The organism is Microbispora sp. NPDC046933 (assembly GCF_040644635.1).
Classification (GTDB): domain Bacteria; phylum Actinomycetota; class Actinomycetes; order Streptosporangiales; family Streptosporangiaceae; genus Microbispora.
Genome location: NZ_JBEYWW010000011.1, coordinates 61,135 through 76,568, shown reverse-complemented (window position 1 = coordinate 76,568; position 15,434 = coordinate 61,135). Strand labels below are relative to the sequence as shown.

General features: G+C 72.5%; 11 protein-coding genes and 1 pseudogene. 3 read left to right on the top strand and 9 right to left on the bottom strand.

Going from position 1 to position 15,434, the window contains the following annotated elements:
- Positions 1-71: 71 nt before the first annotated feature.
- Entirely contained in the window at positions 72-509 is a 438-nt protein-coding gene (locus tag ABZ857_RS16730; protein WP_357043730.1) for a Fur family transcriptional regulator, read from the top strand.
- A gap of 33 nt (positions 510-542) precedes the next feature.
- A complete protein-coding gene (gene katG / locus ABZ857_RS16725) occupies positions 543-2,777 on the top strand; it encodes a catalase/peroxidase HPI (RefSeq protein ID WP_357043728.1) in 2,235 nt (744 codons plus the stop codon).
- 67 nt (positions 2,778-2,844) lie between these two features.
- Here the strand turns inward: katG and ABZ857_RS16720 are convergent, their stop codons facing one another.
- The 9 genes and pseudogenes from ABZ857_RS16720 to dnaK form a co-directional block, all read right to left on the bottom strand.
- Complete coding sequence (locus tag ABZ857_RS16720) at positions 2,845-3,072, bottom strand: alpha/beta hydrolase (protein ID WP_357043726.1); 228 nt, start codon at positions 3,070-3,072, stop codon at positions 2,845-2,847.
- Positions 3,069-3,632, bottom strand: a pseudogene (locus ABZ857_RS16715) (alpha/beta hydrolase); the annotation flags it as partial. The gene ABZ857_RS16720 and the pseudogene ABZ857_RS16715, both read right to left, overlap by 4 nt.
- A gap of 167 nt (positions 3,633-3,799) precedes the next feature.
- The gene (locus tag ABZ857_RS16710; RefSeq protein ID WP_357043724.1) at positions 3,800-5,800 is read right to left on the bottom strand and encodes an erythromycin esterase family protein; all 2,001 of its coding nucleotides are present in this window, start codon (positions 5,798-5,800) and stop codon (positions 3,800-3,802) included.
- A gap of 68 nt (positions 5,801-5,868) precedes the next feature.
- Positions 5,869-7,848: an amino acid transporter gene (locus tag ABZ857_RS16705; protein ID WP_357043722.1), complete on the bottom strand. Its 1,980-nt coding sequence runs from the start codon at positions 7,846-7,848 to the stop codon at positions 5,869-5,871.
- A 111-nt stretch (positions 7,849-7,959) separates the two neighbouring features.
- The gene (clpB, locus tag ABZ857_RS16700) at positions 7,960-10,578 is read right to left on the bottom strand and encodes an ATP-dependent chaperone ClpB (protein ID WP_357043720.1); all 2,619 of its coding nucleotides are present in this window, start codon (positions 10,576-10,578) and stop codon (positions 7,960-7,962) included.
- Positions 10,569-10,898 carry a chaperone modulator CbpM gene (locus ABZ857_RS16695; RefSeq protein ID WP_357043718.1) on the bottom strand — a complete coding sequence of 110 codons (330 nt, stop codon included), beginning with the start codon at positions 10,896-10,898 and terminating at the stop codon, positions 10,569-10,571. The genes clpB and ABZ857_RS16695 overlap by 10 nt, the downstream gene beginning before the upstream one ends.
- Complete coding sequence (locus tag ABZ857_RS16690) at positions 10,895-11,947, bottom strand: J domain-containing protein (protein WP_357043716.1); 1,053 nt, start codon at positions 11,945-11,947, stop codon at positions 10,895-10,897. The genes ABZ857_RS16695 and ABZ857_RS16690 overlap by 4 nt, the downstream gene beginning before the upstream one ends.
- Positions 11,947-12,441 (bottom strand): nucleotide exchange factor GrpE, encoded by a 495-nt coding sequence (locus ABZ857_RS16685; RefSeq protein ID WP_357043714.1) that lies wholly within the window; start codon positions 12,439-12,441, stop codon positions 11,947-11,949. Before ABZ857_RS16685 ends, ABZ857_RS16690 begins: the two co-directional genes overlap by 1 nt.
- A gap of 38 nt (positions 12,442-12,479) precedes the next feature.
- On the bottom strand, positions 12,480-14,387 hold the full coding sequence (gene dnaK, locus ABZ857_RS16680) for a molecular chaperone DnaK (protein WP_357043712.1): 1,908 nt from the start codon (positions 14,385-14,387) through the stop codon (positions 12,480-12,482).
- 307 nt (positions 14,388-14,694) lie between these two features.
- On the opposite strand from dnaK, the gene ABZ857_RS16675 reads away from it, so the two are divergent.
- Positions 14,695-15,432, top strand: coding sequence for an SRPBCC family protein (locus ABZ857_RS16675; protein ID WP_357043710.1), 738 nt, complete (start codon positions 14,695-14,697; stop codon positions 15,430-15,432).
- The last annotated feature ends 2 nt before the right edge of the window (positions 15,433-15,434 follow it).

The window sequence follows — 15,434 nt, the reverse complement described above, 5'->3', positions numbered from 1 at the left end:
CTGAGGGGGCCATAAAATTAAGTTGTTCGTTCTCTTGAACTAGTCGTGTTTATGACGATAGGTTTGGCTCCATGATCGCGCCCAGGAACCCGACCACCGCCGAGGAACTGCGGGGGGCCGGCCTGCGGGTGACGGCCGCCCGCGTCGCACTGCTCGAGACCGTCCGCAGCGGTGACCACCTCGACGTCGAGGCGATCGCCTCCGGGGTGCGCGATCGCGTGGGCCACGTCTCCCTGCAAGCCGTGTACGAAGCTCTTCACGCGCTCACCGCGGCGGGGCTCGTACGCCGCATCGAACCGGCCGGCAGCCCGGCCCGGTTCGAGGGCCGCGTCGGCGACAACCACCACCACGTCGTGTGCCGGTCGTGCGGTGTCGTCGCCGACGTCGACTGCGCGGTCGGCGAGGCGCCGTGCCTTTCCGCGTCCGACGACCACGGCTTCACGATCGACGAGGCCGACGTCATCTACTGGGGCCTGTGCCCCGGCTGTTCCACCGCCCAGACTTCCTGAGCCCCATGATTCGCCTAGTTCAGAAGGATTCCCTTGACTGAGAACCACGACGCAATCGTTGTCGACCCGAAGACGGAGGGCGAAGGCGGCGGCTGCCCGGTCGCGCACACGCGCGCCCCGCACCCGACCCAGGGGAGCGCCAACCACCAGTGGTGGCCGGAGCGGCTCAACCTGAAGATCCTCGCCAAGAACCCCGCCGTGGCCAACCCCCTCGGTGAGGACTTCGACTACGCCGAGGCGTTCACGTCCCTCGACCTCGCGGCGGTCAAGCGGGACATCGCGGAGGTGCTGACGACCTCGCAGGACTGGTGGCCGGCCGACTTCGGCCACTACGGCCCGCTCATGATCCGGATGGCGTGGCACAGCGCGGGCACCTACCGGATCAGCGACGGCCGCGGCGGCGCCGGCTCGGGCCAGCAGCGCTTCGCCCCGCTCAACAGCTGGCCGGACAACGGGAACCTCGACAAGGCCCGCCGGCTGCTGTGGCCGGTCAAGAAGAAGTACGGCAAGAAGATCTCCTGGGCCGACCTCCTGATCCTCACCGGCAACGTCGCCCTGGAGTCGATGGGCTTCAAGACCTTCGGCTTCGCCGGCGGCCGGGTGGACGCCTGGGAGCCCGACGACGACGTCTACTGGGGCCCGGAGACCACCTGGCTCGGCGACGAGCGCTACAGCGGCGACCGTGAGCTGGAGAACCCGCTCGCCGCGGTCCAGATGGGCCTCATCTACGTCAACCCGGAGGGCCCGAACGGCAACCCGGACCCGATCGCCGCGGCCCGCGACATCCGCGAGACGTTCCGCCGCATGGCGATGAACGACGAGGAGACCGTCGCCCTGATCGCGGGTGGTCACACCTTCGGCAAGACCCACGGCGCGGGCCCGGCCGACAACGTCGGCCCCGACCCCGAGGCCGCCCCCATCGAGCAGCTGGGCCTGGGCTGGAAGAACAGCTACGGCACCGGCAAGGGCGGCGACACGATCACCAGCGGTCTCGAGGTCACCTGGACCCCCACCCCGACCACGTGGGACAACAGCTTCTTCGAGATCCTCTTCGGCTACGAGTGGGAGCTGTTCAAGAGCCCCGCCGGCGCCAACCAGTGGCGGCCGAAGGACGGCGCCGGGGCGGGCACCGTCCCCGACGCCCACGACCCGTCGAAGCGCCACGCCCCGACGATGCTGACGACCGACCTCTCGCTCCGGTTCGACCCGATCTACGAGCAGATCTCGCGGCGCTTCCTGGAGAACCCCGACGAGTTCGCGGACGCCTTCGCCCGCGCGTGGTTCAAGCTGACCCACCGCGACATGGGCCCGGTCGCGCGCTACCTCGGCCCGGAGGTCCCGTCCGAGGTGCTCCTGTGGCAGGACCCGCTCCCGGAGCGGACGTACGAGCTCGTCGACGCCGGGGACATCGCCGCCCTCAAGGAGCAGATCCTCGCCTCGGGCCTGTCGGTCTCCCAGCTCGTGTCCACCGCGTGGGCGTCGGCCGCGTCCTTCCGCGGCAGCGACAAGCGCGGCGGCGCCAACGGCGCCCGCGTCCGCCTGGAGCCGCAGAGCGGGTGGGAGGTCAACGACCCCGACCAGCTGGCGACCGTGCTGCGCACCCTGGCAGGCGTCCAGCAGTCCTTCAACGCCGCCCAGACCGGTGGCAAGCAGGTCTCCCTCGCCGACGTGATCGTGCTCGCCGGGTGCGCCGCCGTGGAGAAGGCCGCCAAGGACGCCGGCGTCGACGTGGAGGTCCCCTTCACGCCGGGTCGCGTGGACGCGTCGCAGGAGCAGACGGACGTCGAGTCGTTCGCCGCGCTCGAGCCGACGGCCGACGGGTTCCGCAACTACTACGGGAAGGGCAACCGGCTGCCGGCCGAATACCTGCTGGTCGACCGGGCGAACCTGCTGAACCTCAGCGCCCCGGAGATGACCGTCCTCGTCGGCGGCCTGCGCGTCCTGGGCGCAAACCACCAGCAGTCGAAGCTCGGCGTCCTCACCGAGACTCCCGGGGTTCTGACGAACGACTTCTTCGTCAACCTGCTCGACCTGGGCACGGAGTGGAAGTCGACGTCCGCGGACCAGACCACGTTCGAGGGGCGCGACGCCGCCACGGGCGAGGTCAGGTGGACCGGCACCCGGGCCGACCTCGTCTTCGGGGCGAACTCCGAGCTGCGCGCGGTCGCGGAGGTCTACGCCAGCGACGACGCCAAGGAGAAGTTCGTGCAGGACTTCGTCAAGGCGTGGGACAAGGTCATGAACCTCGACCGGTTCGACCTGGTCTGAGCCTGACCTGACGTCCGGGCCGGCCCACACGGGCCGGCCCGGACGTTCGTCTGCACAGGCGGCCGATTCAGGCGGGCAGGGAGGCGAGCCAGCCGGTGAGGATCTCGTTGACCTCGTCCGCGCGTTCCTGCTGGATCCAGTGGCCGCAGCCGTCGAGTACGCGCGAGGCGACCAGGCCCGGCAGGGTGACCGGGTAGGCCGCGACGGCGTCGGCCATCCAGGTGGTGGAGGCGTCAAGCGCGCCGCCGACGAACAGCGACGGCTGCGTGATGGGAGCGCCGTCGAAGCCGGCCATGCGGACAGGGCGGCGTAGAAGCCGGCGAGCCAGCCGCGGACGTCCGGCTCGATCTCCGCCTCGGCCCGGCCGGGCTCCTGGAAGTAGCTCACGTAGAACTCCTCCTCCACGCCCATCCCCGCGAAGACCTCGCTGGGGCGCGGCCCGCCCCGCGGGGCGTACGGCACGCTCAGCAGCCCGACCGCGCGGAAGACCTCGGGCCTGACGAGGGCGGAGTTCGCGGCGATGGTCGCGCCCCAGTCGTGGCCAACGATCACCGCCGTCCGCTCGCCCAGGGCGCGCACGACGGCGACGTTGTCCTCGACCAGCTCCAGCATCCGGTACGCGGCCACGTCGCCGGGCTTGGAGGAGCGGCCGTAGCCCCGGACGTCCACGGCGACGGCCCGGTAGCCGGCCGCGGCCAGCACCGGCAACTGGTGGCGCCAGGAGTACCAGGACTCGGGGAACCCGTGCACCAGCAGCACCAGCGGCCCGGAGCCCTGCTCCACCACGTGGATGCGACCGGCGGGAGACGAGACCAGACGATGTGTGACCGCCGCGGCGGGAGCGGATGGCGCCATCGATCCTCCAAAACTCCTGGTAGTTCGTGCGCCGATCATCCACCGGCCGTGACGCCCCCGCGAATCCTGTTGCCGGTCCGGCAAACCGCTCCGGGCCCGGGAGAACGTGCCGGACTCCGGCCCGGCCGCTCGGGCCCCTCCTCGCTCGGACCAGCGCGTCCGGGGCCTCAGACCGCCACCGGGTAGGTCTCGGGGACCTCTCCGCGCTCCCACCGGGCCGTGCGCTCCAGGGGCTCCAGCGCGCCGGTCTCGTCGATGTGGATGACCGCGTCGAACTGGTCGGACAGGCGGGTCTGGAAGTAGTGGCTCCGCCGTTCCGTGGCCGGCCGGTAGACCACGCCGATGGCCCGTTCGAGCAGCGCCCTGCGCAGCAGGTCCGCCGCGCCGGCCGAATGGGCGAAGCCGACCAGGAACTCCTTGTGCCCGACCTCGTGGAACAGCTCCTCGGCCGAGCCGGGCAGCGCCGGGCGCACGTTCTTCCGCTCGGCCGGGCGGCTCCAGTCGTCGGCCGCCGTGACGGTGCCCGTGTAGGTGGTGAAGCCGATGAGCCTGCAGTCCTCCGGGTTGTGCTCCCGCACCAGCCTGCCGAGGTTGAGCTCGCCCCGCGCGCCCATCTCCGTCGCCCGCGCGTCGCCGAGGTGGGAGTTGTGCGCCCACACCACGATCCTCGCCGGCTCGCCGCGCTGCCAGCCGAGGTGCTCGGCCAGCGCGAACAGGGTGTCGGCCATGTGCCGGTCGCGCAGGTTCCACGACGACACCCGGCCGCCGAACATCGTGCGGTAGTACCGCTCCGCGGCCGCCACCACCGCGGCGTTCCGCTCGGCGTGGAAGAACTCGTCCTCGCCGAGCAGTCCCTGAGCCCGCTGGTAGCGCAGCGCGTTGCGCTGGAGGTCCACGAGCTGGTCGATCACACGCCGCTCGCACGACTCCCCCGCGCCGAAGGCCGCGGCGAAGCCGTACGCCTGCCCGTCGTCGCCGTCGCTGTGGTCCAGGCAGGAGTAGCGGGCGCGGGCCCGCTCCGCCGCTCCCGGGTCCACCCTCTCCAGGTACGCGACGACCTCGTCGGCGGACCGGTGCAGGCTGTAGAGGTCGAGCCCGTAGAACCCGGCCCGCGCCCGCTCGTCCAGCCGCTCGTTGTGCTCGCGCAGCCACCCGGCGAACTCCAGCACGTCTGCGTTCCGCCACATCCACGTGGGGAAACGCCGGAAGCCGCGCAGCGCCTCCTCGGCGGTCGCGTCGTCGCCGCGCCCCCGGACGTACCGGTTCACCCGGTACGCGTCGGGCCAGTCGGCCTCCACCGCCACGGCGACGAAGCCCTTCTCCTCGATGAGCCGCCGCGTCATGCGGGCGCGGGCGGCGTAGAACTCGTGGGTGCCGTGCGACGCCTCGCCGATCAGCACGAACCGCGCGTCGCCGACGATGCCGAACAGCGCCTCGTCCGAGGGGACGCCGTCCTGCGTGGGCACCAGCTCCGAGCGCAGGATCGCGAGGTCGGTCCGGGCGGGTGGGGCCCCGGCCCGCGCCGAGGCCGCCGCGCGGAGGAGCCTGCGCACCTCCTCGTCGGCTGGCTGGGCGAAGTTCCAGTACGACTCCTCCACGGAGAAGAAGGGCGTGGGCGTGGTCGCGCAGACGACCTCGTCCACCAGGGTGGCCAGCTCCTGGCAGGTGGACTCCGGCGCGGCGGGCACGGCGGCCACGATCCGGGCCGGCTCCCGCTGCCGGACGGCGCGGACGGCGGCGCGCATGCTCGCCCCGGTGGCCAGGCCGTCGTCCACCATGATCACGATCTTGCCGCGGAGATCGGGCGCGGGCGTGTCGCCCCGGTAGGCCCGCTCCCGCCTCGCCAGCTCGCGCGCCTCCCGCTCGGCGACCTGCCGGACGGTGTCGGACCGGATGCCGAGCCCGCGGACGACGTCCTCGTCGAGCACGATCACTCCGCCGCCGGCGATCGCCCCCATGGCGAGCTCCTCGCGGCCGGGCGTGCCGAGCTTGCGCACCAGGAACACGTCGAGCGGGCAGCCCAGGGCGGTCGCCACCTCGTACGCCACCGGCACGCCGCCGCGCGGCAGGCCGAGGACGACGACGCCGGGAAGACCGCGGTAGTGGCCGAGGAGTCCCGCGAGCACCCGGCCCGCGTCCCGGCGATCCGAAAACAGGCGATCAGTCATGAGTCTCGCCTCCCGGTCGCGCAGCCGCATACCCCGGTCGGAGCAGCGCAAACACGCGCAAACACGGCTTATCCGACGTGGACGCGGGGGCGGCGCTCGGGGTCGGGCTCGGCCTCCCTGAGCACCTCCCGGGTGAACCACGGGATGTCCCCGACCCCGAACACCAGGTAACGCAGCATGGCGGCGACGGGATTCTCCTCCGCCCAGTGGAAGTAGATGTTCGGCATCCCGCCGAAGCGGTCGCGGATGTAAAGGAGCAGGGCGGCCAGCGCGGTGGGGATCGTGGAGCTGTCCAGCCGCAGGACGCGGTGCCCGAACCGCTCCTCGCCCCGCACGTGCAGCTCGGTCTCGAACTCGGAGGCGTCCGGGACCGTGGCCTCCACGAACAGCACCGGCGTGGCGGGGGCCAGCCGATGGTTGCGCCACTGCTCGCGCACCTTCCTGTCGTACTCGGCCCGGTCGCGCCGCTGCGGGTCGTTGGCGATCAGGTGGATCTCGTCGCCGCGCCCCTCGCGGAGGAACCGCTCCGCGAGGGGGTCGAGGACCACGCGGGTGACCCGCAGCTCGGTGGACCTCGTCGCGCGGGAGATCAGCGAGGTGATCACGATGGCGGCGATGAAGAACGAGGCGATCTTGACGCCGTCGGGCCGCTCGAACACGTTGGCCACCAGCGTGTACCCGAGGACGAGGGCGACGACCGCGAACGCCGCCGTCGCCGCGCGCCGGCGGTGCCGGTGGACCGAGACCGTGACCGCGACGGCCGCCGAGAGGATCAGCACGAGGACTCCGGTTGCGTACGCCCCGCCCTGTGCCGTCACGCTCGCCCGGAAGACGACGGTGATGGCGAACGCGACGGCGGTGAAGACCAGCACCAGCGGCCGGACGGCCCGCGTCCAGTCGGGGGCCATGCCGTACCGGGGAAGGTAGCGGGGAACGAGGTTGAGCAGGCCCGCCATGGCGGACGCGCCGGCGAACCACAGGATCCCGATCGTGCTCGCGTCGTACAGCGTGCCGAACCCGTTGCCCAGGTAGGCGTGGGCCAGGTACGCCAGGGCCCGGCCGTTGGCCCTGCCGCCCTCCCGGAACTCCCGCAGCGGGATCAGCGTGCTCGTGACGAAGCTGCTGGCGATCAGGAAGACGCTCATCACCAGGGCGACGGTCGTGAGCAGCCACCTGGCGCCGCGAATCCTGCCCGGCAGGTCTCCCTTGATCAACGGCATCACCGCCACGCCGGTCTCGAACCCGGACAGGCCGAGGGCGAGCTTGGGCATGACGAGCAGGGACAGGGCGAGCACCGCCGCCGGTCCGCCGTGCGTGGTGAGCAGGGCCTGCGTCCAGCCGATCGCCGGGGCCGGGTGCCCGGCGAGATGGAGCGCGGCCGCCACGACCACCACCGCGTTGAGCGCGAGGTAGGCGGCCACGAGGACGACGGCGACGCCGATCGCCTCGCTGAACCCCAGCAGGAACACGCCGCCGAGCAGCGCGAGCAGGCCGATCGTCACGGCGATCTGGTGCCCCTGCAGGGCGCGGGGCACGAAGGGGTTCTCCAGGATGTGGGCCGTCGCGTCGGCCGCCGACAACGTCATCGTGATCACGAAGTCGGTGGCCGCGAACCCGAGCAGGACGAGGACGAACAGCTTGCCCCACCACCTCGGGGCGAGCCTCTCCAGCATCGCGACCGACCCCTGGCCGTACGGGCTCTCGGCCGCCACCCGCCGGTAGACCGGCAGCGCGCCGAAGAGCGTCAGCAGGACGAGGAACAGGGTCGCGACGGGCGCCAGGAGGCCCGCCGCGAGCACGGCGATCCCGGGCTGGTATCCGAGCGTGGAGAAGTAGTCGAGACCCGTGAGGCACATGACCCGCCACCACGGATGCCGCCGGTGCGGCGCCTCCGCCGCGTGGGGCCCGGCGGGCAGCACGTCCTCGTGCCGCAACCCCTCCAGGAGCCACGAGCGGACGCCGTGCGCGGCCGCCGCGCCGGGCACCCCGCGGGTGCCCCTGCCCGTGTCTGCGTGCGCCCGGTCGTGCCGGCGCGTGTCCGCGTCCACTTCCGGTGATCAGCCGATCCCGGCGGGACGCGGGACGACCTCGGCCCGGCCGGGGTCTCGCCGGCCGCGGTGCTCGGGCCCGGCGGGCTTCACGCCCTTCGGCGGCACCGGTCAGCCCTCCGGGTTCTCGTAGGTGACGACCAGGTCCCCGCCGGACAGCTCCACCCGGATGGTCGCGCCGTCCCGGACGTCGCCGGCGACCAGCGCCCGCGCGACCCGGGTCTCCACCTCGCGGGCGATGTGGCGGCGCAGCGGGCGGGCTCCGTAGACCGGGTCGAACCCGCGCTCGGCGATGCGGCGGACCGCCTCCGGGCTGATCTCCAGCGTCATCCGGCGCCCGGCGAGCCGCGCCCTGATGTCGTCGAACATCAGCGTGACGATCTGCTCGATCTCGGCCTCGGTGAGCGGCTTGAACAGCACGATATCGTCGATGCGGTTGAGGAACTCGGGACGGAACCGGGCGCGCAGCTCCGCCATGACCATCTCGCGCACCTCCGGGTCGATCTCGCCCGACGGCGCCGCCTTCTCACTGAGGTACTGCGAGCCGATGTTGGACGTCATGATGATCACGGTGTTGCGGAAGTCGACCGTACGCCCCTGGGCGTCGGTGAGCCGCCCGTCGTCCAGCACCTGCAGCAGGGTGTTGAACACGTCCGTGTGCGCCTTCTCGATCTCGTCGAAGAGCACCACGGAGTAGGGCTTGCGCCGCACGGCCTCGGTGAGCTGGCCACCCTCCTCGTAGCCGACGTACCCGGGCGGGGCGCCGACGAGGCGGCTGACGGTGTGGCGCTCCTGGTATTCGCTCATGTCGACGCGGACGATGTTCTCCTCCGTGTCGAACAACGCCTCGGCCAGCGCCTTGGCCAGCTCGGTCTTCCCCACTCCGGTGGGCCCGAGGAAGACGAACGACCCGATCGGGCGGCGGGGGTCCTTGATCCCGGAACGCGCCCGGATGATGGCGTCGGCCACCGCCTGCACGGCCTCGTCCTGGCCGATCACCCGCTGGTGCAGGATCTCGTCGAGCCGCAGCAGCTTCTCCCGCTCGCCCTCCTGCAGGCGGCTGATCGGGATGCCGGTCCACCGCGACACGATGCCGGCGATCTCCTCCTCTGTCACCACCTCGCGCAGCAGCCGGCGCCCGCCCTGCTTGCTCTCCAGCTGCTCCTCCGCCGCCCCCAGCCTGCGCCGCAGCTCGGGAAGCCTGCCGTGCCGCAGCTCGGCCGCGCGGTTCAGGTCGTACATGCGCTCGGCCTGCTCGGCCTCGCGGCGTACGCTCTCGATCTCCTCGCGCAGCTGCTGCACGCGGCGCAGGGCGTGCCGCTCGGCCTCCCACTGGGCCCGCATGGCGTCGGCCTCGGCTCGCAGGTCGGCCAGCTCCTTGCGCAGCGCCTCCAGCCGCCGCCCGCTCGCGGGGTCGTCCTCCTTGGCCAGCGCCGCCTCCTCGATCTCCAGCCGCGTCACCCGGCGGGTCAGCTCGTCCAGCTCGGCGGGCATCGAGTCGATCTCGGTGCGGAGCATGGCGCACGCCTCGTCGACCAGGTCGATCGCCTTGTCCGGGAGGAAGCGGTCGGAGATGTAGCGGTGGCTCAGCACCACCGCGGCGACGATCGCGCCGTCCTGGATCTTCACGCCGTGGAAGACCTCCAGCCGCTCGCGCAGCCCGCGCAGGATGGAGATGGAGTCCTCGACGGACGGCTCGTCGACGAAGACGGGCTGGAAGCGGCGCTCCAGCGCGGCGTCCTTCTCGATGTGCCTGCGATACTCCGCCACGGTCGTGGCGCCGATCATGTGGAGCTCGCCGCGGGCCAGCATCGGCTTCAGCATGTTGCCGGCGTCCATCGCCCCCTCGGCGGCGCCCGCGCCGACCACCGTGTGCACCTCGTCGACGAACAGCAGGATGCGTCCCTCGGACGCCGCCACCTCGGTGAGCACGGCCTTCAGGCGCTCCTCGAACTCGCCGCGGTATTTGGCCCCCGCGACGAGCGCGCCCATGTCGAGGCTGAAGATCGTCTTGTCCTTCAGGCCCTCCGGCACGTCGCCGCGGGCGATGCGCTGCGCGAGGCCCTCCACGATCGCCGTCTTGCCCACGCCCGGGTCGCCGATCAGGACCGGGTTGTTCTTGCTCTTGCGGGACAGGATCTGGACCACCCGGCGGATCTCGCCGTCCCGCCCGATGACCGGGTCGAGCCTGTCCGCCCGCGCCGCGGCGACGAGGTCGCGCCCGTACTTCTCCAGCGCCTCGTACGCGACCTCCGGATTGGCGGAGGTCACCCGCTGGTTCCCGCGCACCTGCGTCAGGATCTGCAGGAAGCGCTCGCGGGTCAGCCCGCGCCCCTTGAGCAGCCGGCCCGCCGCGCTGTCGACGCCCTCGTCCAGCAGCGCCATCAGCAGGTGCTCGACCGACACGTACTCGTCCTTCAACCGGCGGGCCTCCCGCTCGGCGGCGTCGAGCAGCCGGGACAGCCGCTGGGTGACGTAGACCTGGCCGGGGGCGGCGCCGGGGCCGGTGACGCGGGGCCGCCGCTCCAGCTCGTGCTCCAGTTCGAGCCGGAGCTCGCCGGGATCGGCTCCCGCGGCGGACAGCAGGCGCGGGACGAGCCCCTCGGACTGCCGGACCAGCGCCAGCAGCAGGTGCTCCCCGTCGACCTCGGTGTGCCCGAAGCGGATCGCCGCGGTCTGGGCGTCGTGCAGGGCCTCCTGCGACTTCTGCGTCAGGCGGTTCAGGTCCACGATCGGTCTCCGGTCCTTCTCGTACGGGTCCGCAGAGCCGCCTCCAGCTCCGCGACGCGGTCCAGGAGGTCCGTCACGAGACCGAGGGAGGCGTAGTTGACGGCCAGCCCCGCGTGCAGGCGCTGGAGGCGCCCCGCCGCGGCGACCTGGGCGGGCGGGAAGCGCAGACCGCCCGAGGAGTCGGTGCGGGCGTCGATCAGCCCGAGCGCCACCAGGCGGCGCACCAGTTCCGGGTGCAGTCCGGTGGCCCGGGAGAAGGACTCCAGGTCCAGGTGCCCGACGTCCACGCGGGCGAGCCGGACGAGCGGATACGACGTCATGACGGGCTCCTCGGGTTGAACGCCGAGATCCTGGCCAGTCGCTCGTACAGGCGGCGCTCCTCGTCGCCGAGCGTGCGCGGCACCGCGATCCGGACCTCGGCCAGCAGGTCTCCGGGCTCGCCGCGCGGGTTCGGCATGCCCTGCCCGCGCAGGCGCAGACGGCGCCCGGACGAGGTGCCCGGCGGCACCTTGACCTTCGCCTCCCCGCCCGGCGTGTCCACCGCGACGGTCGCCCCCAGCGCGGCCTCCGGCGGCGTCAGCGGGAGGCGGACGTGGATGTCGCGCCCCTCCAGGCGGTAGCGCGGGTGGCCGGCGATCCGCGCGATCAGGTACAGGTCGCCCGCCCTGGCGCCGTCGCCGCCCGCGCCGCCCTGGCCCGCGAGCCGGATCCGCTGCCCGTCGGTCACCCCGGGCGGGATGTTCACCTGGAGGGTCCGCCCGCCTCCCGGGCCGGGGATCGTGATGGTCCGACGGCCGCCGCGGTAGGCCTCCTCGACCGTGAGCGGCAGCTCGGCCTCCTGGTCGGCGCCGGGCACCGGGCCCCAGCCGCGGCCGGGCGCGCCGCTGGACGTACGGCTGGACGTACGGGGCCTCCGCCCGCCGAAGACGCCGCCGAACAGGTCCTCCAGGTCGATGCCCTCAAAGCCCTCGCCGGTGGTGAAGCGGATCTCCTCCCCGCCGGGTCCGCGCGCCCAGCCGGCACCCTGTCCCGCCCAGCCCGGCCCGGCCCAGCTCTGTCCCGCCCGGCCCTGTCCCGCCCAGCCCGGCCCCGCGCCGGCCCCGGCGCGGGCACGGTCGTACGCCGCCGGATCCACGCCCTCGGGCACGCGGCGGAAGTCCGGCCCGAACGCGTCGTACCGCCGCCGCGTCTCGGGGTCGGACAGCACCTCGTACGCCTCCGAGACCTCCTTGAAGCGGTCCTCGGCGTCGGGGGACTTGTTGACGTCGGGATGGTAGGTGCGGGCCAGCTTCCGGTAGGCCCGCTGGATCTCGTCCTGGTTCGCCGTCCTCGGTACGCCCAGGATCTCGTAGAAGTCGCGTCCGGCCATCACTCGTCGGCTTTCGTGGAGACGACGACGGAGGCGGGGCGCAGTTGCAGCGCGCCGTCGCCGTAGCCGGGCCGCACGACCTCGACGACGGTGCCGGGGTCGGCCTCCGGCACGGCGACCGTGCTGACGGCCTCGTGCCTGGCGGGGTCGAATCGCGCCCCCACGTCGTCCCTGCGCGGGAAGCCCAGGCGCGCGAGCACGCCGACCGCCTGGTCGCGGACGGCCCGGACCCCCTCGATCACCGCGTCCGCGTCGGCGCCCGCGTGCTTGAGCGCGAGTTCGAGGTTGTCGATCACCGGCAGCCACTCCGCCGCGACGCGCGTGCGCTCGTCGATCCGCTGCCGGTCCAGGTCGCGCGCGACCCGCTTGCGGAGGTTGTCGAGCTCGGCGACGGCGCGCAGCCACCGGTCCTCCAGCTCGGCGAGCTTCTCCGCGACGGGTTCCTCGCCGGCCTGCTCGGGCTCGGGAGGAGGTGTCTCGTTCCGCTCGGTCATGTCACGTCACGTCAATCGGGGCCGGTGAACCGTTCGGGCTATTCGGGGCTGGTGAACTCGGCGTCGATGACGTCCTCGTCCGAGGGGCCGGCGGCGGGCCGCCCGGGCCCGGACCGCCCGTGACCCTGAGCCGGGCCGGAGGTGGCGGTCTCGGCGGACGCCGCCACGCCGAGGCCGTGGTAGACCTGCTGCAGCTCCGCGGTCAGGGCGCGCAGCCGGTCGACGGGCACCTCCTCCTTGATCGCCTGACGCGCCTCCATGATCAGCTGCTCGGCCCGCGCCTTCTCGTGCACCGCGACCGCCTCGCCCAGCTCGGACAGCCGGCGTTCCACCTGGTAGGCGACCGAGTCCAGCTCGTTGCGCGCGTCGATCGCGGCGCGCAACCGCGCGTCCTCGGTGCGGTGCCGCTCCGCGTCGGCGATCATCCGGTCGATCTCGCTCTTGTCCAGGTTGGAGCTCTCGCTGATCGTGATGCGCTGCTCGGCGCCGGTGTCCTTGTCCTTGGCGGAGACGTTCAGGATGCCGTTGGCGTCGATGTCGGTGGTGACCTCGATCTGCGGCACCCCGCGCGGCGCGGGCCTGATGTTCTCCAGCCGGAACCGGCCGAGCACCCGGTTGTCCGCGGCCCGCTCGCGTTCGCCCTGGAGGATGACGACGTCCACGGCCGACTGGTTGTCCTCCGCGGTGCTGAAGACCTCCGTACGGCGGGCCGGGATCGTGGTGTTCCGCTCGATGATCTTCGTCATCACCCCGCCGAGCGTCTCGACGCCGAGCGACAGAGGAGTGACGTCGAGCAGCACGACGTCCTTCAGCTCGCCCTTGATGATGGCCGCCTGGACGGCCGCGCCGACGGCCACGACCTCGTCCGGGTTGACCGTCATGTTCGGGTCCTTGCCCGTCAGCCGCCGCACGAGCAGCTGCACGGCCGGCATGCGGGTGGAGCCGCCGACGAGGATCACCTCGTCGAGGTCGTTCGTGGTCAGCTTCGCGTCGGCCATGGCCTGCTCCACCGGGCCCCGGCAGCGTTCGAGCAGGTCATGGCTGATCTGCTCGAAGGTCGAGCGCATGAGCGTCGTGTTCAGGTGCTTGGGGCCGGTCGCGTCGGCCGTGACGAACGGCAGGTTCACCTGCGTCTGGGTGACCGCCGACAGCTCCACCTTGGCCTTCTCCGCGGCCTCGAACAGCCGCTGGAGGGCCTGCGGATCGCGCCGCAGGTCGATGCCCTGCTGCCGGTGGAACTCGTCGGCCAGGTGGTCGACGATGCGCCGGTCGAAGTCGTCGCCGCCCAGGTGGGTGTCGCCCGAGGTGGCGCGGACCTCGATGACGCCCTCGCCGATGTCGAGGATGCTGACGTCGAACGTGCCCCCGCCCAGGTCGAACACGAGGACCGTCTCGTTGCCCTTCTTGTCCAGGCCGTACGCCAGGGCCGCCGCCGTCGGCTCGTTGATGATCCGCAGGACCTCCAGTCCGGCGATCTTGCCGGCGTCCTTGGTGGCCTGCCGCTGGGCGTCGTTGAAGTAGGCGGGCACCGTGATGACGGCCTCGTTGACCCTCTCCCCCAGGAACTTCCCGGCGTCCGTGGCGAGCTTGCGCAGCACGAAGGCGGAGATCTCCTCCGGCGCGTACGGCTTGCCGCGCACCGTGAACCGCACGGCGCCGTCCGGGCCCGGCACGACGTCGAACGAGACCGCCTTGATCTCGCTCTGGACCTCGTCGAAGTTGCGCCCGATGAAGCGCTTGGCCGAATAGATCGTGCCCTTCGGGTTCAGGATCGCCTGGCGTCTGGCCATCTGACCCACCAGCACCTCGCCCTGGTCCGTGAACGCCACCACCGAGGGAGTCGTACGCGACCCCTCGGCGTTCGGGACGACCGTCGGATGCGCGTCCTCGGTGGCCGCGATCACCGAGTTCGTCGTGCCGAGGTCGATGCCCACCGCCTTGGCCATGTCCTCATCCCCTCCCGGCGGGCGTACGCCTTCGCCGATGAGGCCGGAGCAATCGGAACTGACCGCTGCGTCCCCTCGCGCCACCCCGCTAAACCGGCGCCTGCCTCGCCTGAGGCGTCGCAACGCGGCCGTTGGAACGCCGGACGAGGAGCAGCGCGGCGCCCTGAGGTGCGAGGGCGCCGGGTGTCGCACCGTGAATCGCGGGTACGGCCTTATGGCCGCCTCGTCACCGCCTATCACTGATCATCACGTACGTCCCGAGCATGCGCACCGGCGAGGGGCCGGTGTGGGGAGAGGCGAAGCCGACATGACCGGAAGACATCAGCGCGCGTCCGACCGGCTCTCCCGGACGCTGTCCGGCGCGATGGAACGGGTGGGGCCCGCTCTCGGCCGCGTACGGCTCGCCGCGCCGTCCGCCGTCCGGCGCCTCGGCCGCCCCGCGGCGGTGGCGGGAGCGGTCGCCGCCACCGGAGCCGGCGCGTACGCGGCGACGCGGGCATGGGTGCGGCGTCCCGAGGCCGCACCCGGGGAGGGCATGGACCTGCACGCCGCCGTCACCGTGAAGCGCCCCCGTGACGAGGTCTACCGGTTCTGGCACGGGTTCGAGCAGCTGTCGGCCTTCATGGCGCACGTGGAATCGGTGACCACGGTCGGCGGCGTCACCCACTGGACGGCCAGGGGCCCCGCCGGGAAGGCGGTCGAGTGGGACGCGAGGATCGTCGAGGATCTCCGGGATGAGGTGATCTCCTGGCGCTCGACGCGCGCCGCCCTCGTGCCGAACAGCGGGTCCGTGCGGTTCCGCGACGCGCCCGGCGGGCGCGGCACCGAGGTGCGGGTGCACCTGCGGTACGACCCGCCCGGAGGCAGGGCCGGCCTCGCCGTCGCCAGGCTGCTGGGCGAGCACCCCGAGCAGCAGGTGCGCGACGACCTGCGCCGGTTCAAGCAGGTCATGGAGACCGGCGAGGTCGTCCGCTCGGAGGGCAGCCCGGAAGGCGCCCGGGCGCTGCGGCAGCTGAGACGGCGCCCGGCCCAGCCGGTGCGGTGAGG

Bases quoted from the DNA above. Each gene is read 5' to 3' on its own strand.
- ABZ857_RS16730 (WP_357043730.1), top strand. From the start codon at position 72: ATGATCGCGCCCAGGAACCCGACCACCGCCGAGGAACTGCGGGGGGCC.
- ABZ857_RS16720 (WP_357043726.1), bottom strand. From the start codon at position 3,072: ATGGCCGGCTTCGACGGCGCTCCCATCACGCAGCCGTCGCTGTTCGTC.
- ABZ857_RS16695 (WP_357043718.1), bottom strand. From the start codon at position 10,898: ATGACGTCGTATCCGCTCGTCCGGCTCGCCCGCGTGGACGTCGGGCAC.
- ABZ857_RS16685 (WP_357043714.1), bottom strand. From the start codon at position 12,441: ATGACCGAGCGGAACGAGACACCTCCTCCCGAGCCCGAGCAGGCCGGC.
- ABZ857_RS16690 (WP_357043716.1), bottom strand. From the start codon at position 11,947: ATGGCCGGACGCGACTTCTACGAGATCCTGGGCGTACCGAGGACGGCG.
- ABZ857_RS16675 (WP_357043710.1), top strand. From the start codon at position 14,695: ATGACCGGAAGACATCAGCGCGCGTCCGACCGGCTCTCCCGGACGCTG.
- ABZ857_RS16710 (WP_357043724.1), bottom strand. From the start codon at position 5,800: ATGACTGATCGCCTGTTTTCGGATCGCCGGGACGCGGGCCGGGTGCTC.
- dnaK (WP_357043712.1), bottom strand. From the start codon at position 14,387: ATGGCCAAGGCGGTGGGCATCGACCTCGGCACGACGAACTCGGTGATC.